Source organism: Saccharomonospora sp. NPDC046836 (assembly GCF_040645195.1).
Classification (GTDB): domain Bacteria; phylum Actinomycetota; class Actinomycetes; order Mycobacteriales; family Pseudonocardiaceae; genus Prauserella_A.
Genome location: NZ_JBEYXW010000041.1, coordinates 1 through 21,027, shown reverse-complemented (window position 1 = coordinate 21,027; position 21,027 = coordinate 1). Strand labels below are relative to the sequence as shown.

Below are 21,027 nucleotides of genomic sequence, written 5' to 3'. Positions count from 1 at the left end.
GGGAGCCATCGTGCGGCGAGTAGCGGCTGGCGTCGCTCTATGCCGGGAGGCCGCTGGAGAGATTCCCGACGCGGGGTCTTTCCGGTGGCCTTCGCTCTCGGAAGTGGCAGCGGGCTCGCACCGACGTGCTCCAGCGGCCGGTACGCCAGCCGGACTTCGTGATCGGAGCTGGTGAGGGGGGTGCCGGAGATGGGCGCGGCCCGCCAGTTGATCATGTTCGGTTGTGTGGACTTCGCAAGATCGCGTGGCGGCCGCGAGCCCCCAGCGTAGACCCTGTCCGGTGGCGGGCGATGTTTGATGAGCTCGCGGGACGGATCGCGGGCCGTTTCAGTCGGGTCGAGCCCTATCGCCGGGCAGAGAAATTGTTGCTGGGTCTGGTGTCTGAGCTGCCACGGAAGAACTGCTGGACCATTGCCGAGCATGTCGGGGACGTGACACCAGACGGCCTGCAACACCTGCTTGCCCGGGCGGTGTGGGATGCCGAGGCGGAGCGCGACGACCTGCGCGGCTACGTGGTCGATCACCTCGGCAGCCAGGACGCCGTCCTGGTCGTCGACGAGACCGGAGACCTGAATAAAGGCACTCATACCGTCGGCGTGCAACGCCAATACACCGGGAACCGCCAGCCGGGTCGAGAACTCCCAAGTCGCTGTGTATAGGGCTTGAACGGCTCCAGGGTGCTGGTCTGGCGTCCGGTTCCGTTGCGGGTCAACAACTCCTCGCCAGTCGAGGCGTGAGTGAAGCGGCGGATCGTGCCGTGTGCAGGACCGAGTTGGCGGCAGATTTCCTTGGTGGCAACGCCTTGGCGAGTAGTGCGTGCACGACCGCGTGCCGTTCTCGAGCTCGAGCTGCCCACCGGTCCGTCCGTCCGATCCGTTTGTGTGGCGGGCATCGCCGGCTGCGGATGCTGGTCTGGCTCGGGTTTGCCCTCGTCTGCAGCCGGTTCGTCCTTGGCGGCGCTGCCGGTCGGGACGGTCAGGGCCGCGGTCAGGCAATCCTGGTGTCGGTCCACTGTGCGGTCGATCGCGTCGGCCAGGTTTGCTTCAGATATGCCAGCGATCGGCCACGTGGACTGTGTCTGGTGCGCCGTCGCTGGTGCGCCGTAGGCGCTGGTGCGGGCTCGGCATCGCTGCGGCCGCTGCTGGTCGCCATCGAGTCCCGCCGCCTGATCGACGTGCTCACCGATCGCACCACCCAGACCCTGGCTCACTGGCAGCGCGCCCATCCCGGCATCCAGATCGTCTGGCGGCGCAGGGCGAAGTCGTCCACCGCCAGAATCCTCGGCGTGGACCGGTCAGGGTCGGGTAGGCCGCGCAGGATTCGCGGCAGCGTCATCTGGCTAACCGACGCGGCCGGGCGCCGGGTCAGCCGAGCGCCGGCGCGGCCACCCGGCGCCAACGCGACCGCGGCCAGGACCCGCTGCAGCAGCGGAGTTCGCCGGGCAAGCCGAGACGTCAGTTCGGGAACCTGTTCGGAACGGCAGGAGAACTGCGGTTCCCACAGCCTCCGAAAGGAGGTCAACCCTACGCCGACGGGTTTGGGAGGTCCACCGTGATCTTCCCGCCCTCGGGTCTATCGTCTCGCGGCCGGCTCCCTGTGCCAGTAGTGGCGTCGCGTAATCAGGAGTGCTTGTGTTCGAGCAGTCCGCGGATCACGCGACCATCGCGCACGTCCGCGTAAGCCGCGCTAATCTGGTCCACTGTGTACCGCTGGGTGATCAGCTCGTCGAGCTTCAGTTTTCCCTCGCCGTAGAGGCGCGCCAGGCGCGGAATGTCGTAGTGGATGTTGCATCCGCCGATCAGGGAGCCAAGAACGCTGACGCTGTAGAGCGAGACCCGGTTTCCCGGCAGACAGACGTTGATGTCCGACGCGTCGTCCGCCGTCGCAGTGAGGACTAGCCGGGCGCCCTTGCCAGTGGCCTCCAGGGCGGCGGCACTGATCTCCTTGGTCAGCACCCCGACCGTCACGATTACGACGTCCGCGCCGGTGCCGTGGGACAGCTGCCTACCGAGTTCGGCGCCTTCCTCGATGGTCGCGGCCGTGTGCGTGGCGCCGACCGTCAGGGCGAAGTCCCTTTTGAACGCCACCGGGTCCACGGCGATGACGTGGCTGGCACCGGCGAAGGCCGCCGACTGGACCGCGTTGATGCCGACGCCGCCAACGCCGATGACGATCACCGTCTCGCCCAGCTGCACCTTGCCGATGTGCTCGGCGGAGCCCCACCCGGTTGGGACCCCACAGCTGAGCAGCGCGGCTACGTCGAGCGGGAGCCATTTCTCCACCTTCAGACATGAAGCCTGGGAGACGACGATGTGGTCGGCGAAGCTCCCAACCATGCAGAACCCGCCGATCGGTTCGCCGTCCAGCCTGGCTCGGAAGGTGCCATCCGGCATCTCCCCGGTCGGGACGTGCGCGCTGTAGTCACACAGCCGACTGCGTCCGGACGTGCAGTAGCGGCAGGTCCCGCAGCTGGGCAGGACGGAGGTGACCACGTGATCGCCGGGCTTGAATCGGGTCACCCCGGGGCCGACGGCCTCGATGACGCCGGCCCCCTCGTGTCCGCCGATCAGCGGGAACCGTCCGCCGAGGCCGGTGCCGCCATGGCGGCGGTGCTCGTCGGAACGGCACAGTCCGGCGTACTCGACGCGGATCAGGACTTCCTCGGCCTGGGGCTCCGCCAACTCCAGCGTGACGGTTTGCCAGTCCTGTCGTGGTGCGGTCAGCACTGATGCCTGGACCTTCACGGAAAGGGCACCTCCTCGTAGGGGCGATAGTTTCAGCGGGCGTTCTCAATGACGGCGGCATGATCGTCCTGCCGGGATGACCTTCGCCGCGTCCTGACGATCGTGGCGAGCGAGAGCGGGATCAGGGCGAGCACGCAGGCGGCGGCGACATAGCCGGACACCGCGAGCGTGGTTCCGGTCGCCGCGAGTAGGGCTGTCATGATCAGTGGCGCCAGCCCTCCGCCAAGGATGTTGGCGATCTGGTAGCCGAGCGAGGCTCCGGAGTAGCGCACTTCCGGCGGAAACATCTGGGCGAGCATGGTCTGTGCCGGCCCGAACATCGCGCCGACTCCGACCTGCGCGACGAGTAGCGCGCCGACCTGCCGGAACCGTGGAGTGTCCTCGATGAAGCGGTGGACGAAGTAGGCGACCGGGAACATCACCACGGACAGCAGGAAGGGGATTCGCCAGCCCCACAGCGAAAGCTGCCCTGGTGTGAGGATCTCCTCGAGTAGCAGGAACAGCAGAGTCCCGGTGATCATGCCGGTAGGCAGGCCGAGCTGGGGGAGTGCGCCGTAGAACGCGCGGCGCTCCGGCGGCGCGTACTCCACGGCCAGCAGCGTGGCTCCGCCCCAGTGCCCGCCCACGGCCATGCCCTGCGCGATGCGCAGGATGACCAGGATGATTGGGGCCGCCACGCCGATCGTCGCGTATGTGGGCAGCAGGCCGATCAGCGTGGAGCACGTGGCCATCAGGAACATCGCAGTGAGCAATGCCGGCTTGCGGCCGAGCCGGTCCCCGATGTGACCGAACAGTGCCGCACCGATCGGCCGGCCGGCGAAGCCCACCGCGAACGTCGCGAAGGCGGCGAGCACACCGGCCGTTGAGCTGACCTCAGGGAAGAAGTGTGAATGGATGACCAGTGTCGCGGCCACGCCGTAGATCAGGAAGTCATACCACTCGATGGAGGACGCTGCGATCGCAGCCCCGAGGACCCTGCGTCGGGAGGGGGCCGGCGATGCCTCCGCGCCGCCGACACGTCGTTGTGTATTCATCTTCGTTCCTGTTCCGGCTGCGCTGGGCATCCGCGCTCGTCGTCGAGTAGTTTCTGGACAGGACGGTGAACCACTATATATAAAATATGAGCGGTAGTATAGGGAGGCTCGCATGATCAACGACGAAACACGGCCGCTACGGGTGGGACTCGTGTTGCCCGCTCGGGGCTCGCTCGCGACGGGACCCGCAGTGGCGGAGGCCGCCGAGGCCGCCGAGGCCACAGGCATGACGACGGTCTGGGCAACTGACCACATCGTTTTCCCGGCCAACCTCGGCAGTAGCTATCCCTACACGGCGAACAGCACCCCCAACTGGGACCACCAGGCGTCGTGGCTGGAGGCAATCGTGGCGCTGACCTGGGCCGCCGCTCGGACGACGCGGGTGAGGCTCGGCACCGCGGTCCTCGTGCTGCCAATCCGTTCCGTGGTGCACACCGCCAAACAGGTCGCCTCACTCGACCACCTCTGCGGCGGCCGGGTGCTGCTCGGGGTGGGCGCGGGCTGGCTGCGCGAGGAGTTCGACTACCTCGGTATGGACTTCCCGTCGCGCGGCAAGCGGCTCAGCGAGGGGATGCGGCTGCTACGGGCCTGCTGGGACTCCGATCCGATCACCTTCTCTGGGCCGACGACCGAGATTGCGGACGCGATCATGCAGCCCAAGCCGGCGCAGGGCTCGCGGGTACCGTTGCTCGTGGGCGGGCACAGCCGAAGCGCGTTGCGGCGCACCGCCGAGCTGGCCGACGGCTGGGTGGCTTCTCAGCTCGGCCCGGACGAGATCCGCCGGGGGTGTGCGGAGCTAGCCGAGCTGGCAGCGGGGATCGGCCGCCCCGACATGCCGGAGGTCTTCGCGCGGCTGCCCGTCGGAACGAAGGTCGACGGCGAGGTGCTGGACACCTACCGCGCCGCGGGCGTCGACGAGCTGTTGGTGGATCTGCACACCACAGCCCGTGACATGGGGGAGTACCTTGACCGCCTCCACGCCCTAGCCGCGGTCCGCGATCGCGCCGACGCCTGACCACGGCACCGGGGTTCTGCCGGGTCAGGGGGCCGTCGTCCCGATACGCCGGGGGTCGATCGGGGGCTGGCCGCTGGTCAGGGCCGTGGCGGTGGCCATTCCCAGCGGGCCGGTCGCGTCGAACACCAGCGCGGCGCCCACGGCGATCCCCGCATGCTCGAAGCGGTGTTGTGCGGCCAGCCCGATCCCGTCGCCTGTCGGCAGCCGCCCAAGCGTCAGCGCACAGTCCGCGTTGATGAAGGAGAGTCCGGCGTCTCCCCAGTTTGTCACGACGTTGACGAGGTCGGTCGCCATCGCAGCGTGCTGGAACGGCGTCAGCCGTTCGCCCGCAATCACCGGGATCGAGGGCAGCCAGGTCTGCTTACGACAGGCGTTCTGGTGCAGCTGGGGCTCGCCGGTCCAGCCGATGCCCTCGCTGTAGTAGAGCCGCGGCTCGGGGCCGGTCGGCTTCAGATCGTTGGGTGGGGGCTCGTGCCAGGCGTCCGACGCCCACACGGTGCCGGGCGGCTCGGCGCCCTCGGCCAGGAACAGCGCCGATGCCCGGGCCACGCAATGGCCCGCCTGGTGCAGCGTGGCGTCGACCAGACTCAGCCGCTTGCCGGAGCGCACCACTTCGGTCTTGGTGGTCACCGGTGCCAGGGACGCGGGGCGGAACATGTCGAGCGACCAGCGCACGAGCCGGAGCCCCTCACCTGCCCCGGAGCGCTCGACCACGCGGGCGAGTACGGCGCTCACGGCCATGCCACGCATCTGGTCGCGGCCCTGGCCCCAGAGCGCCCGCGACCGGGCCAACGGTTGCAGCTCTGGACCGGCGGTCTCCCGAAAGAGTGCGTCCCTCACTTTTTGAACGCCGGCCGCGGGAGCTGTGAGCCGCCCGTCACGTGGATGACCTCGCCGCTCACGAAAGCTGAGTCCGGCGAAGTGAGGTAGGCGACCGTGCCCGCGACGTCGTCCGCGGTGGCGGTGCGGTTGAGCAACGGCAGGTCGGCCGCCCGCGCGATGTGCTCCTGGTAGCCCTCAGGCGTGAACATCGAGGCGATCCGGGGCGCCGGTACGAAGCTCGGCGCCAGCGCGTTGACCCGCACGTCATAGCGGCCCAGCTCGGCTGCTAATGCTCGGGTGAGTCCGACTACCCCAGCCTTGGACGAGGCGTAGGACAGCGGTCCGCCGGCAGACCAGGTCCGGGAAGCCATGTTGACGATGGCGCCACCCGGCTCCTCTCGCCACACGGCTGCGGCGGCCTGGCTGAGCGACGTCGGACCCCAGAGGTTGACGTCGAGCACCATCCGCCACTCCTCGTAGGTGAGCGAGCCGAACCTGGCCTTCTGGCTCACTCCGGCATTGTTGATCAGGCAGTCCAGCCGGCCGTGGCGCTCGCGGACGTCGGCGACCAGCTGTCGGTTGGCCGCGTCCGAGGCGACGTCCACCTCGGCGCCGAGCACCGTCCCCGGCAGTTCCAGCGCGGTGAGCTCCTTCGCCACCGCTTCGGCCTGGGTGCCGTCCCGGTCCACCAGCACCACGGTGTCCCCGCGTCGAGCCAGTCGCTCGCCGATGGCCTTCCCGAAGACACCGGCCCCGCCGGTGACGATCGAGACTCGGTCGGTCATGGTCGTTCTCCTCTTGTCTGGAACAGGGGGCAACTGCTCAGTGCGGGGAGCACCTCGGTACCGAGGAGCTCGAGCGCCTCCCGCGTGTGCTCGGGTGCCCGGCGCCTCGAGCTGGGCGAATGAACTCAGCGAAGCCCACCTCGACGTACCGGCGAAACTGGTCGACGGCCCCTGCCGGGTCGTCGACCACCGCCACGCCGTCCACACCCGGTCCGAACAGATCGAACATAGTATATCAGGCTCTATGTTCTCTTTATTCGGTCGATGGATGCCTGAACGTGCAGGTAAAGCATGAGTTCTTGGTCGGCGGAGAGTGGATATCCTGGCCCGATGGCCCGATCAGTCGCGCGATGCAGATGGTGCGGTCGGTCACCGCCGCGCGCCGGCCTCAACATTCTGGGCACCACGATCGAGCACGCTCGCGCCTATCCCTTCCGTGAGCTGCGCCGCCACGCTGGTGACTCGGCGCTGTTGGGTCGCGAGCGGATCGGCGTGGTCGCCGCAGTGGTGCCGTGGAACGCGCGACTGTCGTCGGCCATGGCGAAGCTTGTCCCGGCGCTGGTCGCGGGATGCACCGTGGTGCCCAAACCTGCGGCGGAGACCCGCTCGACGGGTACCTGCTCGTCCGGATCGCTGAGAAGGCCGCCTACCCGCAGGCGCGCTGAACATCGTGACAGCGGACAGGAAGGTGAGCGCGTACGTGCTGTCGCACCCCGGTGTCGACAAGATGTCGTTCAGTGGGCCCACGGTGGCCGGTTGACGAATGGCCTCGATCCGCGGCGGGGACCTGTACGTGCGGCCCACCTTGTCCGCCAACGAGCGCAGACATTTGGATCGCCCGCGAGGAGATCTTCGGCCCGGTGCTGTGCGTGCACTCGTGCGACAGCGTGGATCACGTCGTTGAGCTGGCCAACGACTCGCCATGCGGGCTGGCCACCGCACTGTATTCCGCCGACAGCGCAAGCGCTGGAGGTTGCGGGCGTCTGCGCTCCAGTGGGGTGGATGTAAACGGCGCATTCCCGGGCTTCGCGGCAACACGGGCTGGATTTCGGACACTGAGATCGGTCGTGAACTGGGCCCAGAGTCGATCGACGCCTTCCCGGGATGTCCGCTCCATCGGGCGCGGTGCGGTCGTGTTGACCGCCATGGGTCAGTCGCGCGACGAGGGCTCGGCGCCCCGCCGAGTCCTCGTTCCGTCACTCCGTCGGGAAAATCTGCTCGTACAGTGTGGTTTGGGCAGGCACCCCGCCCGCGGCCTTCTGGGCCTCCGCCAGCGAGCCGGCCAAGGTGGCGAACCACCGTGGGGTGACCGAGGCGCGCAGATCCATCATCGCCACCCACTGTCCCCTGTCGCTCACGAACAGCGTGGTGTCCAGCAGCCCGTCCCGGCGTTCGGCGGACCACGCGGCGAAGGCGGTCACGTCGAACCCGGTGCCGTGCAGTGCTCCCAAGCGCCGCTCTGCGAGGGCGAGTGGCTTGTCGTGGTCAGGATAGGCCTTGTCCATGTGGTAGCGGGTGAAGTTCTGGAAGCGCGGCCGGATCGACTTATGCGCCTCGCTCGGATTGTCCCGGCGGCGAGCCACGATCGCCTGCCACTCCGGGGACGTCATGACGTTGAGGGAGCGGAGGTCGTAGAGGGCGGCGTAGCGCGGCGCCCCGGCGATCGCCCGGAACCGTCGTCCGTTCAGAACGCCCGGGACGGTCAGCATGTCGGGGGTGTGCTCGGTGTTGTACCACTCGTTGTAGGCGTCCTCGATCTCCGCGGGGATATCCCCACAGCCGAAAAGGGCCGAGCAAGCGGGCTGCCCCTGGTCGGTCATCGTCGTTCTCCCGTCGGTTGACAGACTAGAACATATATCATGCTTGATATGAAGCCTTCGGCTCGGTAGTGTCTCCATAAGTCTCCAGCCGCGCTGCAAGATCGCTGATGATCGACTCATCGAAGATGGAGAGGGAATGACGACGAGCAACGATGCACTCCGGTCGACCCCACCCCTGGCCCGCCTCGATCGCTTCTACATTGGTGGAAAGTGGGTCGCCCCCTCCTCGGACGCGACGATCGCGGTCACCGACTCCTCGACGGAGGAGCTGTATTTCCGCGTCGCCGAGGCCCGTGGGCCGGACGTGGAGCGGGCCGCGGCAGCGGCCCGTCATGCGTTCGACGAGGGCCCGTGGCCGTTGCTCAGCCACGCCGAGCGAGCCGCGTACCTGCGCGCTCTAGCTGATGGCGTCCGTGCCCGGATCGAAGATGCGAGCTCGATCTGGCCGCGTGAATCCGGCGTCCTGCACAGCGCTGCCCGGGCCCGCCTCGAGGGAATTCCGCGTGTTTACGACTTCTACGCCGGTCTGGCGGACACGTATTCCTTCGAGGAACGGGCTACCCCCACTGCGGGGGGCGAGTTCGGACTGCTGGTGCGTGAGCCGGTCGGCGTCGTCGCGGCGATCATCCCGTGGAATTCGCCGATGTCCCTGATCGCGCACAAGATCGCGCCCGCGCTGCTGGCTGGCTGCACGGTCGTGCTCAAGGCCTCGCCGGAGGCGCCCGGCAACGCATACCTGATGGCCGAGATCGCCGAGTCGATCGGTTTGCCGCCGGGCGTGCTGAACGTGCTGACTGCGGACCGCGAGGCCTCCGAACTGCTGGTGCGGGATCCGCGCGTGGACAAGATCGCCTTCACCGGATCCACCGCTGCCGGCCGGCGGATCGCGTCTCTGTGCGGCGAACGGATCGCCCGGGTGACCCTGGAGCTGGGTGGCAAGTCCGCCGCGGTGGTCCTCGATGACTACGACCTCGGCAAGGTCGCGGCGAACCTGTCCGCCGCCGAGTGTTTCCTCACCGGACAGGTTTGCTCCTCGCTGACGAGAGTGGTCGTCAGCAAGCACCGGCATGACGCGCTGCTGGAGGCGCTGGCCTCCGCGTTCTCCACCGTCCAGGTCGGCGACCCCTTCGACCCGGCCAGCCAGATGGGCCCGCTCGCGGCCGAGCGGCAGCGGGACCGGGTGCTGGACTTCATCGAGAAGGGCAAGGTGGAGGGCGCCACGCTGGCGACCGGCGGTGGGCGGCCGGCACACCTGGACCGTGGCTGGTTCGTCGAGCCCACGGTGTTCGGCAACGTGAGCAACTCCTCGACGCTCGCCCGCGAGGAGATCTTCGGGCCGGTGCTCACCGTGATTCCGGCCGAGGACGAGGAGGATGCTGTCCGAATCGCCAACGACACGATCTACGGCCTGAACGCCTCGGTGTTCACCGACAACGTCGACCGGGCCCGCGCGGTGGCCCGGAGGCTGCGCTCGGGCACGGTGGGGCACAACAGCTTCCGCAGTGACTTCGGGATCGCCTTCGGCGGATTCAAGCAATCCGGGCTCGGGCGCGAGGGCGGCAAGGAGGGGCTGCTGCCGTACCTCGAGGTCAAGACCGTCATCCTCGACGCCGTGCCCCAGGAGTACCGGTGAGAGCCCAAACTGGTCAGAGGGCGCGGCTTCCGCTCGCCGGGATTCGCGTGCTCGAGCTCGATCGCTACATCTCCGGCCCGTACGAGGAGATCGCCGCGGAGATCCGCGACCAGAGCCAGATCGACGATCTGGTGTCCGAGGGCGTTCTGTGCCTGGCATCCTGACTGTTCCTCCGGAAAGCCCGTGTCGTTGCGGCCCGACGGCGCCGGATTGCCTAGGACTTTCAGCGTGTCTCACCGACGGCCGCTCCTGAGTGGAGAACCATGGACCTGAGACTCGCGGGCAAGCGGGCGATCGTGACCGGCGGGACCGGGGGGATCGGCCTGGCCATTGCCCGGGGCCTACTCGCCGAGGGGGCGCGAGTCGCGCTCGCAGGGCGCGATCCCGAACGCCTCGCCAAGTCGGCCGCGGAGCTGCGCGGGCGGCATCCGGAAGCGGCCGTGCTCGACCTGCCCACCGACACGACCGACGACGCGGCGGTGCGTGCCTCCGTGGATCGGGTGGGGCAGGAGTGGGATGGGGTGGACGTGCTGGTCAACGGGGCCGCACGGCCCGCGAGTTCGCGGCCCGTCCCTCCGCTCGCCGAGATCGACGACGCGGACGTACTGCGGGACTTCGACACGAAGGTGCTCGGTTACCTCCGGTGCGCCCGGGCCGTCGCGCCGTACATGATCGCACAGGGGGGAGGCCGGATCGTCAACATCTCGGGCCTCAACGTCCGGCGGACCGGCGTCACCTCAGGCGCCATCCGCAACGCGGGCGTCGCCGCCCTCACGGCGAACCTGGCAGACGAACTCGGGCCGCACGGCATTGGGGTCGTCGTGGTCCATCCCGGACTCGTCGAAAATGAGCGGATACCCCACCTCGTCGCCAGCCGCGCTGCGGCGAACGGGAGGAGCGAGGCGGCAGAGCGGGCCGACATCGACGCCGCGACAAGCCTCGGCCGCCTGGTGACGGCGGACGAAGTGGCCAATGTGGTGGTGTTCCTTGCCTCGCCGATGGCGGCTGCCGTGACTGGTGACGCGGTGGGAGTTGGGGGCGGCAACCGTGGCTCGGTGCACTACTGAAGGCCGCGAAGTGGCTTGCCCTTTCGGGCAAACAATATATGATGCATGGACTGACGACGATGTCGGGAAGGGTCGCACCGATGACACCAGGATCCACTGCGCTCGTTGACCAGCTAGCGGAGTTCACCGCGACGACCGAGTACCGGCAGCTGCCGAGGGCGGTGGTGGAGGAGTCCAAGCGCCTCGTCCTCGACTCGCTCGGCTGCATGCTGGCCGGAACGGACGAGCCCAAGGGGCGAATCGGCGTCGATTACGGGCGGACGCTCGGACCGGGCGAGGCCACGATCGTCGGTACCGAACACCGGGCCGCCCCGAGTGGCGCCGCGTTCGCCAACGGTGAGCTGATGTCCGCGCTGGACTTCGACCCGATTCTGCCGCCCGGGCACGTGACGCCCTACGTATTGCCCGGGGCGCTGGCGGTGGCCGAGACTGCTCATTGCGACGGCCGCGCCCTGATCGAGGCGATCGCGCTCAGCCATGAGATCTCCTACCGCTTCGGCCGTTCCATGGACTATGTCCGTGACTACACCGCGGACGGCACGATGCGGCTGTCGCCGGTCGTCGGCTACGCGTCAACGATCTTCGGCGCCACCGCCGCGCTGGGCAAGCTGCAGGGCGCGGGCGGTGATGTCGTCGCGAATGCCCTCGGCATCGCCGGGTGCATCTCGCCGGTCAACTCTCACCGCACATGGATGGCCCACGCGCCCAGCACCACGATCAAGTACACCCTGGCCGGGGCGTTGATCCAGGCCGCGTTCACCGCGGCCGCGATGGCTGCCCTCGGCCACCGCGGCGATCGTGCCCTGCTCGACGATCGGGAGCTCGGTTACGCCCGGTTCATCGGCACCACCCGCTGGGAGCCCGCCGCCCTGACAGACGGCCTCGGCACCGACTGGCGCTTCCCGGCTGAAAGCTCGTACAAGCCCTATCCGCATTGCCGGGTATTGCACGGCCTGCTCGACGGGCTGGCCGACATCGTCGAGACCCACGACATCAAGCCGGACGAGATCGAGCACATCGCAGCCTGGGGTGAAGCCTGGGTCGAGCAGCCGGTCTGGCTGAACAACCGGATCGAGCACGTGCAGGACGCGCAGTTCAGCATGGCCCACGGGCTGGCGATCGGTGCGCAGCGGATCCCGCCGAGCCGCGCCTGGCAGGACCCCGAGGTCGTGTTCGACCCGGCCGTGCTGGCGCTCATGGAGCGGACGACCTTTGCTCCGCACCCGGACTACGTCGCGGCGCTGGAGCGGCATCCGTCGAGCCGGCCCTCCCGGGTTGCGGTGACCGCGCGCGGCACGACGTTCACCGCCGAGCGGGATTTCCCGAAAGGCTCGCCCTCGCCGGATCCCGCCACCTACATGACCACGGACGAGATCGTGGCCAAGTTCCACGTCAACGCCGCCGCACTTCCCGTGGAACGGCGTTCGGAGATCGTGGACAAGGTGCTGAACCTCGAGCGCGTCGACGATCTCGCTCCGCTGATGCGCTTGCTGGCCGCCTGACGAGAGGAAACGACGTGCCCGACAGGACCTCATTGACCATCGGCGGACAGACCGCGATGGTCACCGGCGGTGGCAATGGCATCGGCCGCGCTATCTGCTTCACGCTAGCCGAGAACGGCGCCACGGTGTACGTGTGCGACCTGGACGGCGCCGCCGCCGAATCCACCGCCGCCGAGATCGCTCAGTCCGGCCACCGCGCCAAGCCGCTGTACTGCGATGTGTCCGACCCTGCTTCGGTCGAGGCGGCCGTGGAGACCGCGAGCGCGGACGGCGGCATCGAGATCCTCGTCCATTGTGCCGCGATCTTTGCCCGGCACAAAATACTCGACATGCCGCTCGAGGACTGGCACAGGGTCCTAAACGTCAACCTCACCGGCACGTTCCTGGTGGGCAAGGCCGCAGGCGCACACATGCAGGCGCGAGGGAGCGGCACCATCCTGATGATGGCGTCGGACCGGGGACTCTACGGCGGTGTCGGCAACAGCAACTACGCGGCGTCCAAGGGCGGGATGATCGCATTCATGAAGTCCCTCGCGCTGGAACTCGCCCCATCCGGGGTCACCGTGAATGCTGTGAACCCCGGCACCACGATGACCCCGCGACTCGAGGCGGAAGCGAGCGAGGAGTTCATCCGCCGGCGCCGTGAAGCGGACCCGCAGGGCAAGCTCAGCACGCCGGAGAACGTCGCGGGACTGGTGCTGTACCTGGTCTCTCCGGCAGCGCGGTTCATCACCGGCCAGCTCGTCACCACGCGCATCCGCCAGGCCTGACGCGTGGAACCGAGCATCTCGCGGGAGTTGGCGGAGTTCGCCGCCGGGTTGGACCTAGCCGACGTCCCCGAGCAGATCGTCGACAAGGCGAAGGCGTCGCTGCTGCACAACGCGGTCGCCGCGGCGCAGGGTCGGGCCACCGCGGCCGGAGAGCGCGCGGTCGCGGCCGCGAGCGAGGACGTCGTGCTCGGCGGGACCCGGTTGCTCGGCGGCAAGCACGGACGCGGGCACGACCGCCGCACCGCCGCGTTCACCAACGCTGTGCTGATGAACCTGACCAACCAGTGCGACTCCTACCGACTGCTGCTCCATCCCGGCCCGTGCGTGCTACCGGCGGCGCTTGCGGTAGCGGACACGGCCGGCGCGTCCGGCTCGGAGCTGCTCGCGGCCGTGGTCGCCGGCTACGAGGTCCAGTGCCGCGTGGGGCGCGAGCTCATCGGCACCGCCCATGCTCATGGATTCCGATCGTCGCCGGTGTTCGGGGTGCTCGGTGCGGCGGTGGCGGCAGGCCGGCTGCTCCGTCTGGGCCCAGACAAGCTGCACACCGCGCTTGCTCTGTCCGCGACGTGGGCGTCCGGCACCCTCGAGCCAGCGCTGGCCGGGAGTGGCGAGCTCAAGCTGCACGAGCCCATCGCGGCGCAAAACGGGGTCACTGCGGCGCTGTCCGCGGCGGTGATCGACCGGGGCGCGGACACCGCGCTGGAGGGGCCGCTCGGCTTCCTCAACGCAGTCACCGGTAGCCCGGAGGGCAGACTCACCTACCGGTTCGATGGCGAGGGTGGACGGGCCGACCTGGCCGCCGTCACCGCCGGGCTCGGCCGGCACTGGGAGACCGCGCAAGTCGCCTACAAACCTTACGCCCTGCCCGGCTACGGCAATGCGCTGGCCGTACTGCTCGATCGGATGCTCGCCCGCAGGCCCGTCGCCCCCGGCGATGTCGCCGCCGTCGATGTTGAGCTGAACTGGTTCGAGGCGCTTTACCCAACCCCGGCTCGTCCTCGTACCGGCCGCACGCTGGTGCACGCGATCGTCGAGGGGGTGCTGGCCCACGGCGGGCCGGTGGAGTATCTGTCCGCGGGCAGCGGATCCCTCGCGGCCCCGGTCGCGGTTACGCCGTCCCAAACCCGGCCGTACTACGCGCCGCGGATCACGATCACCACCACGGACGGCACGGTGATCGCCGACGAGCTGAGCGGGGACGAGCTCAAGACCGGGCTGGCGGGCGACGCGGCGCTGCTACGGGCCGCCCTCCGGGACTCCCCGGCGCTGCTGGACCTGGTGGACCGGCTGGTCCCGGTGGTGCGAGAGCTGGACCAGGCCCCCTCGATCGAACCGTTCCTTGGAGCCTGTGCCGCTGGCACCCCGATCACCGTCCGCTGACGTCCCGAGGAGATGACGTGACCGACACCTGCTCGCCAGCCGCGGAGGACGCCCAGCGCACCGCGACCGTCGCCTTCGTCGGGTTCGGGCCGATGGGCGCTGGCATGGCCCGACACCTGCTGTGCAACGGCGTCGACCTCACCGTGTACGACGTCCGCGCGGGGACGGTCGACACGTTTGCGGCCGACGGCGCGCGCCTCACCACCTGCCTGGCCGATTCTCGCGGGTTGCATGCTTGTGTTCCTCAGCCTCCCCGGTCCGGCGGAATTCGAGACCGTCGTACTGGGCGCAGTACGATCCGCCGCGCCGCGGAGGGGCTGCGGCGCAGGGGATTGACCTGGTCGATTTGCCCGTCAGCCGCGGGGAACCGGGGCGGCCGAGGGGAGCCTCACTTTGAGTGTGAGCGGGAGTGCCGAGCCGGTCCACGAGTTCGTCCCGATGGGCTCGTTCGGGCGGCATGTCCAGTTGCACGCGTTGAGCGTCAAGGCCATGTGCCTGGCCGCTGAGCTGGCTGGGGAACTCGACGTTCCGATGCCGATCGAAACCGTGGGTCGGCATCTTGCCGAGGAGGCAACCGCTGGCGGCTGGGACGAGCGGGACTCCTGGATGGTCTTCGCACTCCCGGATGAGGCCGCCGGCACCAAGGTTCGCTCGGACAACGGACGAGGAGAGTGACGTGAAGACCAGAGCAGCCGTAGTTTACGGTCCCGGCCGCCCGTTTGAGATCACCGAGTTGGACCTGAGGAAACCGGGCGAGGGGCAGGTGCTGGTGCGCTTCAGCGCCGCCGGTCTGTGCCACTCGGACCTGCACCTTCTCAGCGGGCTGACCAAACCGCGCTACCCGTTGGTGGGCGGGCACGAGGGCGCCGGGATCGTCGAGGAGGTCGGCGTCGGCGTCGGCAAGGTCAAGGCCGGCGATCACGTGGTGTGTTCGTTCATCCCGAGCTGTGGCACTTGCCGCTACTGCTCCACTGGCCGGCAGCAGTTGTGCGACGAGGGCAAGTCCATCCTGCAGGGCTGCCTGCCGGACGGGTCGTTCGGCTTCTCCGACAACGGCGCGGACGTCGGCGGGATGTGCATGCTCGGGACGTTCTCCGAGCGGGCGACCGTGTCCCAGCACTCCGTGGTCAAGGTCGACGAGTGGCTGCCGCTGGAGACCGCGGCGCTGGTCGGCTGCGGGGTCCCGACGGGCTGGGGCGCGGCGGTGAACACCGCGGGCGTGCGACCAGGCGACACCACCGTGATCTTCGGCGCCGGCGGGATCGGTATGAACGCCGTGCAAGGGGCCGTGCGGGCGGGCGCCAAATTCGTGGTGGTCGTCGACCCGGTCGAGTTCAAGCGCGAGACCGCGCTGCGGTTCGGCGCCACGCACGCCTTCGCTCGGGCCGGCGAGGCGATCGACAAGGTGCGCGAGCTGACCTGGGGGCAGATGGCCGACCAGGCACTGGTGACCGTGGGACTCGCCGAGGAGCAGGTGCTCGGCGAGGCGTTCGACGCCATCGGCAAAGGAGGCACGATGGTGATCGTCAGCATCTCGGATACCGAGGGGCGGGCGTTGCACCTGTCCTCCCGGATGCTCACGCTCTACGAGAAGACCGTGAAGGGCTGCCAGTTCGGCTCCTGCAACCCCCAGTACGACATCGTCAAGCTGTTGCGGATGTACGACTCCGGCGCGCTCAAGCTCGACGAGCTGATCACCACCCGCTACAACCTCGACGAGGTCAACCAGGGCTACGCCGATCTCGAGGCGGGCAAAAACATCCGCGGCGTCATCGTTTTCGACTGATGTATCCGCTTCGTGACTCGCTGCATCGAGACGAAAGGGGCTGAAGGACGACGATCTGAACCGTCCGGTGAGGACGACCTGTTCGGCGTGGTAGGCAAGGCGGCGGTGGTCACCGGCGGGCCGGCGCGCATCGAGGCGAGTATTCGCGGAGAGCTTTCTGTGGCACGGTGCGCTCGTCTACATCTGCTCGCGACGCGGAGAGCCCCGCGGGAAAGGCCGGTAAACGGCCTGGTAGCCGCTCTCGTGGGGGAACCTTCGACGGACACGGATCGGGCGGTGATGTCGGAGACGTTGCCACGCTTCGGTTCCACCCCTTCCGATCGATTGGGAGGGTGGGCGCTGATCAACATCCAGACCATGCTGCAGCGGGCGTGCGAGGGCCAGTCGGTACCGCGGGGGACACCGAGGAGATCCTGGTGATCCTCGGCATTTGGACAAGGCTGGGCCAGCGCTGGTCGGGGCGCTCTGGGAAGGCGACACGGCCATCACGAAGCCGGTCCGTCGTGTCGTGGACCGCCGGTAGCGGGGCCGCCGGCGCGAGAGTTGGTCGCCGCCAGGATGCCCACCTACCCGGACCCGGTCGGGCTATGGCGGCCAGAAGAGGCGGTGCCGCAGTGGCGGCCCCGCCTCTTCCATTCATGAACCGGAGGCGGCCGCGCCGCTTTGCCGCTCGTCGAGCATGCTGGCGAGCTGCTCGGCGCGTTCCAGGATGTGATGCTCCATGATCGACCGCGCCTTCCGCGACTGTCGCCTGCGCAGTGCCTCCAGGATCGCGGGGTGCGTGCTTTCTGCGCTCGCGACCATGCCCTCGTCCGTTGCATACAGCTCGATGGTCGTGTAAAAGCTGTTCGGGAGTTGGGTCACCACGGAGCCGAGAACCAGTGCGAGTCGGTTGGAATCAGCGGCGAGGTTGACAGCGCGGTGGAACGCGTGCCCCAGGTAGGCAACGCGATCTTCGTCGTGTTTGCGGAGCGCTTCGTCGTACTGGGCTATGTTCTCCTCGAGCTCTTTGATCTGGGCCCGGGTGATTTTCTTGGCGGCACGTGCGGCGAGCTCACCGGCCAGCTGTGCCTGTACCCAGAAGATGTCCCGCACGTCTTGCGGCGTGAAGGAGGCGACCTGAAACCCTCGGCGGGGGACGAGCTTGACAAACCCCTCGCTGCGCAACAACAGCAGGCCTTCGCGGACTGGTGTATTGCTTACGCCGACGGCTTCCGCGATCGGCTCCATCCGGAGGAACTCACCCGGTTTGACCTCGCCGGACACGATTAACTCTCGGACGTAGGCCGCCACTTCCTCTGGTAGCTGCTGCCTACGGGAGTTGCGTGCCGACCGCACCAACCCGTCCTGGGGCATCGAGTGGCTCCTCCCTATGTATCACGCAAAATATACCAAAAGCATCCCTTCAGGGAGCTGGAGGCCCCGAATGTCGAAAGTAGAAGACGTAAGACATATTATATATAGCGCTTGAAATGTGTTCTGAACGCGCGTGACGATGCGTCGGCCCGGTACTGTCGGACGCACCGTCGAGTCGATCTGGCGGCCGACGGGGCCGAACTCGAGCGCACCGATCCGCTGGTGGCGACAGCAAAGTGAGGTTGCGCCGCGCTGTGCGTGCGCCGGCAACCTCACCGCCGCTGGGCGTAACGAGCGGGGGACCAGGTCGTGCTGTACCTGGCCGTGGTGCTGGAGGCTGTCGTCGCCGACTTCGCATGCGCCGTGATCGGCGCGGTTTCGGTGCTTGCGTTCACTGGCTGCGGCGCGGAGGTGCTGGCCACTCACCTGCGACTCCGACGCTGCGACACTGCAGACCAGGCGGTCGCGGCACCCGAGCGTGCGGCGGGTGAATCGTGGTCCGGCATCTCGCAGACGGCGAGAACACCATGGTTGCTGGCTGGGACGAGCTCGACCTTCATCCCACGCCGGTCGAGACCCGGTGGATGAAGGCCGCCGACCCGATCACGCTCTTTTCACCTCCAGCAGCATCGGCATCTCCAAGGGCATTGCGCACTCACAGCCGGCTTCGCGATCAAGTTCGAGACTGACTTCGCGTACGGATTCCCTCGTCCGCACCGGTTCTGGGACGTGGTGCATCGCAACAACGTGACTGTCCGCGGAATCGCGCCGACTACCGCGCGGGCGGCGATGGCGCACGACCTGGAGGTCACCGTCGACGTCCGGGAGCGTTACGAGGCTTTGCCGCCACCGGCGAGGCGTGGAGCGATCCCTGGCGCGGTCGTCGCGGCAGCGGCTTCTTCGGCGCGCGTCGGCGATCTGAATGCGGACATCGAGGTTACGGCTGAAGCTGGCGGGTGCGGTGCGCCGATGGAGGGGCAGCCGTCGGGGGGTGAAGGCGCTGTGCTCAGCTGTGTGAGTTTCTCAAGGCTGGCCACCGACCCGGTGCAATGCGTGAGCGGCCACCTCGATCTGGGAGATGCCGCGATGCTGGCCATGCGTAGTGTCTGTCCTCCGTTTTCGGGTAGTCGCCAGTCAGGCATCGACGGCCGACACCCACGTAACGACAGGGCCTACCCGGAGCAGTCGTGTCCCTTATGACTGCCGAACGAGCGGCTGACTCCTTCTAGCGACACGCGACAGCTTGATCGGAGCCGGTGGCCATGACCCTGCGCCCAAGCGACTCCCGCGCCAGCGATGATCACGAGCCGCAGCACGGGTCTGCTTGCCGCGTCGCCGGTCGAGCGAGTGCCACCGAGTGCTGGGATGCGCCGTCAGGCGACCAGGCCGAGGGCCGTCTTCCGCAACATATCCGGTGCATCGTCGAACCTGCCGCAGGCCCGCTGCCGCATGCCGGGCGAAGGTCGCCGACCAGCGTCGATGCGATAGTTGACTAAATAGAAAATATATGTGATCGTACCTCATCGTGGTCGCCAGTACCTCCGCGACGGCGACCGTTGCCGGGTCCAGATGTGACGCGGCAACGTATGGCCGGAATGCGGTTGAGTTCCGATTGCGTCCATAGATCCAGAGCCACATTGGTAACCCAAGGACGTGAAACCAGTAATGGAAGTGCTCTCAAACATTGGTTTGGGCCTTGAAACCGCCCTGGCGCCGACCAACCTCCTTTTCGTCCTCATCGGCGTCATGATCGGCATGATCATCGGCGTCCTGCCTGGTCTAGGGCCGGCCGCCACCATGGCATTGCTGCTGCCGTTCACGCTCGACCTCGAGCCGTCCACGGCGATCATCATGCTGGCGGGCGTCTACTACGGCTCCATGTATGGCGGAACGATCACGTCGGTGATGCTCCGCGTCCCGGGGGAGTCTGCCTCGGTGGTAACGACCTTGGATGGCTATCCCATGGCGCAGCAGGGTCGTGGGGGGGCCGCGTTAGGGATCGCGGCGATCGGGTCGCTAATCGGCGGTCTCGTCGCGGTCGTGGGAATCGCTTCGCTCGCGCCGCAGATGGCCAGGTTTGCGCTGAGCTTCGGGCCGCCAGCCCTGGCAGCCCTTGCGCTGATGGGGCTGGTACTCGTCTCATTTGTCGGTTCGAAGTCGATGGTGACCGGCTTCGCCATGGCATGCGTGGGTCTGCTACTTGCCACAATCGGTACTGACCAGTTCGATGGCTCGAATCGGGCGACCTTCGGTCTCATCGACCTTCGCTCGGGGGTCGACATCGTGGTTCTGACGGTCGGCCTGCTCGGGATGCCTGCGCTGATCGGGCAGCTAGCCCAGCGGCGAGCCGCGTCGAAGGAGGACATGGCAACACTCCGCGGGGGCAAGGCCCTGCCCAGTTCGCCGGAGATTAAGCAGTGCGCAGGGCCGATCGCTCGCGGCTCGGTGATCGGATTTCTGCTCGGTTTGGCACCTGGTGGGGGCGGCATCATGAGTTCGCTCGCTTCATACGCCGTGGAGCGCCGTCGGGCGAAGGACCCCAAGCGGTTCGGCAATGGCGCTATCGAGGGCGTTGCGGGTCCAGAGACGGCGAATAATGCCGCGGCGCAGTCCGGCTTCGTTCCGTTGCTCACACTGGGGCTGCCCTCCAATCCTGTCCTCGCCATCGTGTTCGGCGCGCTCCTCGTTCACGGGATCACGCCGGGTCCGAGCTTGGTGAGCAATCACGCAGACCTTTTCTGGGGCGTCGTCGCTTCCATGCTCGTGGGCAACGTCGTCCTGGTGCTGGTCAACATCTATATGATTCGCTTTTGGGTACGGATGGTGCTGGTACCGATCAGCTATCTCGCGCCGATCGCGTTTGCCGTCGTTTTGGTCAGCGCCTACTCCATCAGTTACAGCCTTTTCGAGGTCGGATTGCTCATTGCCTTCGGCGTTGTGGGATACGTTCTTGAGAAGTGTGGCCTCGACTGCGCGCCCTTGGTGCTGGGATTCGTCCTCGGCGCGATTCTTGAGCAGAACGTTCGACGCAGCCTACTCCTCGGCGACGGCACGTTGAGCGCGTTCTTCAGCGACGGTATCGCAGTGGCCGTGCTTGGCCTCACCGCAGCGGTCGTGGTCCTGGGCGTCGTTGGTTCGTTTCGGCGTTCCAGGAAGAGCGCGGTGGATGCGGTGCTGAGCCACAGCGAAACAACCACCCCTGACAACTCTGGCTCGCGCTAAGGGCTGTCTCGTAACTGATCTTGTGGTTGATGGGACTGGTGTTGTGGGTCAGTCCGTGAGGAGGATGTTGTGCAGGTGTGCGATTCCGGAA

At 67.7% G+C, this 21,027-nt stretch carries 18 protein-coding genes and 3 pseudogenes; 14 read left to right on the top strand and 7 right to left on the bottom strand.

The features are described from left to right. Positions 1-290: 290 nt before the first annotated feature. Positions 291-657, top strand: a pseudogene (locus ABZ863_RS30415) (transposase); the annotation flags it as partial. Between the two features lie 549 nt (positions 658-1,206). Here the strand turns inward: ABZ863_RS30415 and ABZ863_RS30410 are convergent. From ABZ863_RS30410 to ABZ863_RS30400, 3 genes are all read right to left on the bottom strand, one after another. Beyond that, positions 1,207-1,521, bottom strand: coding sequence for a hypothetical protein (locus tag ABZ863_RS30410; protein ID WP_358542653.1), 315 nt, complete (start codon positions 1,519-1,521; stop codon positions 1,207-1,209). Between the two features lie 98 nt (positions 1,522-1,619). Continuing rightward, complete coding sequence (locus tag ABZ863_RS30405) at positions 1,620-2,744, bottom strand: NDMA-dependent alcohol dehydrogenase (RefSeq protein WP_358542651.1); 1,125 nt, start codon at positions 2,742-2,744, stop codon at positions 1,620-1,622. A gap of 32 nt (positions 2,745-2,776) precedes the next feature. Further along, on the bottom strand, positions 2,777-3,778 hold the full coding sequence (locus ABZ863_RS30400) for an MFS transporter (protein ID WP_358542649.1): 1,002 nt from the start codon (positions 3,776-3,778) through the stop codon (positions 2,777-2,779). 112 nt (positions 3,779-3,890) lie between these two features. Here ABZ863_RS30400 and ABZ863_RS30395 point away from each other — a divergent pair, with 112 nt between their 5' ends. Continuing rightward, on the top strand, positions 3,891-4,793 hold the full coding sequence (locus ABZ863_RS30395; RefSeq protein ID WP_358542647.1) for a TIGR03619 family F420-dependent LLM class oxidoreductase: 903 nt from the start codon (positions 3,891-3,893) through the stop codon (positions 4,791-4,793). Positions 4,794-4,817: 24 nt separating this feature from the next. Here ABZ863_RS30395 and ABZ863_RS30390 read toward each other — a convergent pair whose 3' ends face one another. Together ABZ863_RS30390 and ABZ863_RS30385 are read right to left on the bottom strand one after the other, a co-directional pair. Continuing rightward, on the bottom strand, positions 4,818-5,633 hold the full coding sequence (locus ABZ863_RS30390) for an acyl-CoA thioesterase domain-containing protein (protein ID WP_358542645.1): 816 nt from the start codon (positions 5,631-5,633) through the stop codon (positions 4,818-4,820). Continuing rightward, entirely contained in the window at positions 5,630-6,400 is a 771-nt protein-coding gene (locus ABZ863_RS30385) for an SDR family NAD(P)-dependent oxidoreductase (RefSeq protein ID WP_358542643.1), read from the bottom strand. Before ABZ863_RS30385 ends, ABZ863_RS30390 begins: the two co-directional genes overlap by 4 nt. A 291-nt stretch (positions 6,401-6,691) precedes the next feature. Between ABZ863_RS30385 and ABZ863_RS30380 the strand changes: the two are divergent. Next, positions 6,692-7,003, top strand: a pseudogene (locus ABZ863_RS30380) (aldehyde dehydrogenase family protein); the annotation flags it as partial. Positions 7,004-7,137: 134 nt separating this feature from the next. Beyond that, positions 7,138-7,404: pseudogene (locus ABZ863_RS30375) on the top strand (aldehyde dehydrogenase family protein); the annotation flags it as partial. 192 nt (positions 7,405-7,596) lie between these two features. On the opposite strand, the gene ABZ863_RS30370 reads toward ABZ863_RS30375, so the two are convergent. Then, complete coding sequence (locus ABZ863_RS30370; RefSeq protein WP_358542640.1) at positions 7,597-8,220, bottom strand: hypothetical protein; 624 nt, start codon at positions 8,218-8,220, stop codon at positions 7,597-7,599. Positions 8,221-8,356: 136 nt separating this feature from the next. On the opposite strand from ABZ863_RS30370, the gene ABZ863_RS30365 reads away from it, so the two are divergent. The 9 genes from ABZ863_RS30365 to ABZ863_RS30325 all read left to right on the top strand — a co-directional run bounded on the left by ABZ863_RS30365 (position 8,357) and on the right by ABZ863_RS30325 (position 16,358). Continuing rightward, positions 8,357-9,853: an aldehyde dehydrogenase gene (locus ABZ863_RS30365; RefSeq protein WP_358542638.1), complete on the top strand. Its 1,497-nt coding sequence runs from the start codon at positions 8,357-8,359 to the stop codon at positions 9,851-9,853. Then, positions 9,850-10,017, top strand: a complete 168-nt coding sequence (locus ABZ863_RS30360) for a hypothetical protein (protein ID WP_358542636.1) — start codon at positions 9,850-9,852, stop codon at positions 10,015-10,017. The genes ABZ863_RS30365 and ABZ863_RS30360 overlap by 4 nt, the downstream gene beginning before the upstream one ends. Positions 10,018-10,116: 99 nt before the next feature. Continuing rightward, positions 10,117-10,920 (top strand): SDR family oxidoreductase, encoded by an 804-nt coding sequence (locus tag ABZ863_RS30355; RefSeq protein WP_358542634.1) that lies wholly within the window; start codon positions 10,117-10,119, stop codon positions 10,918-10,920. A gap of 80 nt (positions 10,921-11,000) precedes the next feature. Next, entirely contained in the window at positions 11,001-12,422 is a 1,422-nt protein-coding gene (locus tag ABZ863_RS30350; protein ID WP_358542632.1) for an MmgE/PrpD family protein, read from the top strand. A 14-nt stretch (positions 12,423-12,436) separates the two neighbouring features. Then, positions 12,437-13,192, top strand: coding sequence for an SDR family NAD(P)-dependent oxidoreductase (locus ABZ863_RS30345; RefSeq protein ID WP_358542630.1), 756 nt, complete (start codon positions 12,437-12,439; stop codon positions 13,190-13,192). Positions 13,193-13,195: 3 nt separating this feature from the next. Continuing rightward, positions 13,196-14,572, top strand: coding sequence for an MmgE/PrpD family protein (locus ABZ863_RS30340; RefSeq protein ID WP_358542628.1), 1,377 nt, complete (start codon positions 13,196-13,198; stop codon positions 14,570-14,572). 92 nt (positions 14,573-14,664) lie between these two features. Next, positions 14,665-15,078: a hypothetical protein gene (locus ABZ863_RS30335; protein WP_358542725.1), complete on the top strand. Its 414-nt coding sequence runs from the start codon at positions 14,665-14,667 to the stop codon at positions 15,076-15,078. Further along, on the top strand, positions 14,972-15,247 hold the full coding sequence (locus tag ABZ863_RS30330; RefSeq protein WP_358542729.1) for a hypothetical protein: 276 nt from the start codon (positions 14,972-14,974) through the stop codon (positions 15,245-15,247). Before ABZ863_RS30335 ends, ABZ863_RS30330 begins: the two co-directional genes overlap by 107 nt. A gap of 1 nt (position 15,248) precedes the next feature. Then, complete coding sequence (locus ABZ863_RS30325; RefSeq protein WP_358542625.1) at positions 15,249-16,358, top strand: NDMA-dependent alcohol dehydrogenase; 1,110 nt, start codon at positions 15,249-15,251, stop codon at positions 16,356-16,358. 636 nt (positions 16,359-16,994) lie between these two features. Here ABZ863_RS30325 and ABZ863_RS30320 read toward each other — a convergent pair. Then, positions 16,995-17,714 (bottom strand): GntR family transcriptional regulator, encoded by a 720-nt coding sequence (locus ABZ863_RS30320; RefSeq protein ID WP_358542622.1) that lies wholly within the window; start codon positions 17,712-17,714, stop codon positions 16,995-16,997. Between the two features lie 1,653 nt (positions 17,715-19,367). Between ABZ863_RS30320 and ABZ863_RS30315 the strand changes: the two genes are divergently transcribed. Continuing rightward, positions 19,368-20,936 (top strand): tripartite tricarboxylate transporter permease, encoded by a 1,569-nt coding sequence (locus ABZ863_RS30315; protein ID WP_358542619.1) that lies wholly within the window; start codon positions 19,368-19,370, stop codon positions 20,934-20,936. Positions 20,937-21,027: the final 91 nt, after the last annotated feature.

Bases quoted from the DNA above. Each gene is read 5' to 3' on its own strand.
- ABZ863_RS30395 (WP_358542647.1), top strand. From the start codon at position 3,891: ATGATCAACGACGAAACACGGCCGCTACGGGTGGGACTCGTGTTGCCC.
- ABZ863_RS30355 (WP_358542634.1), top strand. From the start codon at position 10,117: ATGGACCTGAGACTCGCGGGCAAGCGGGCGATCGTGACCGGCGGGACC.
- ABZ863_RS30335 (WP_358542725.1), top strand. From the start codon at position 14,665: ATGGGCGCTGGCATGGCCCGACACCTGCTGTGCAACGGCGTCGACCTC.
- ABZ863_RS30365 (WP_358542638.1), top strand. From the start codon at position 8,357: ATGACGACGAGCAACGATGCACTCCGGTCGACCCCACCCCTGGCCCGC.
- ABZ863_RS30385 (WP_358542643.1), bottom strand. From the start codon at position 6,400: ATGACCGACCGAGTCTCGATCGTCACCGGCGGGGCCGGTGTCTTCGGG.
- ABZ863_RS30320 (WP_358542622.1), bottom strand. From the start codon at position 17,714: ATGCCCCAGGACGGGTTGGTGCGGTCGGCACGCAACTCCCGTAGGCAG.
- ABZ863_RS30350 (WP_358542632.1), top strand. From the start codon at position 11,001: ATGACACCAGGATCCACTGCGCTCGTTGACCAGCTAGCGGAGTTCACC.
- ABZ863_RS30370 (WP_358542640.1), bottom strand. From the start codon at position 8,220: ATGACCGACCAGGGGCAGCCCGCTTGCTCGGCCCTTTTCGGCTGTGGG.
- ABZ863_RS30400 (WP_358542649.1), bottom strand. From the start codon at position 3,778: ATGAATACACAACGACGTGTCGGCGGCGCGGAGGCATCGCCGGCCCCC.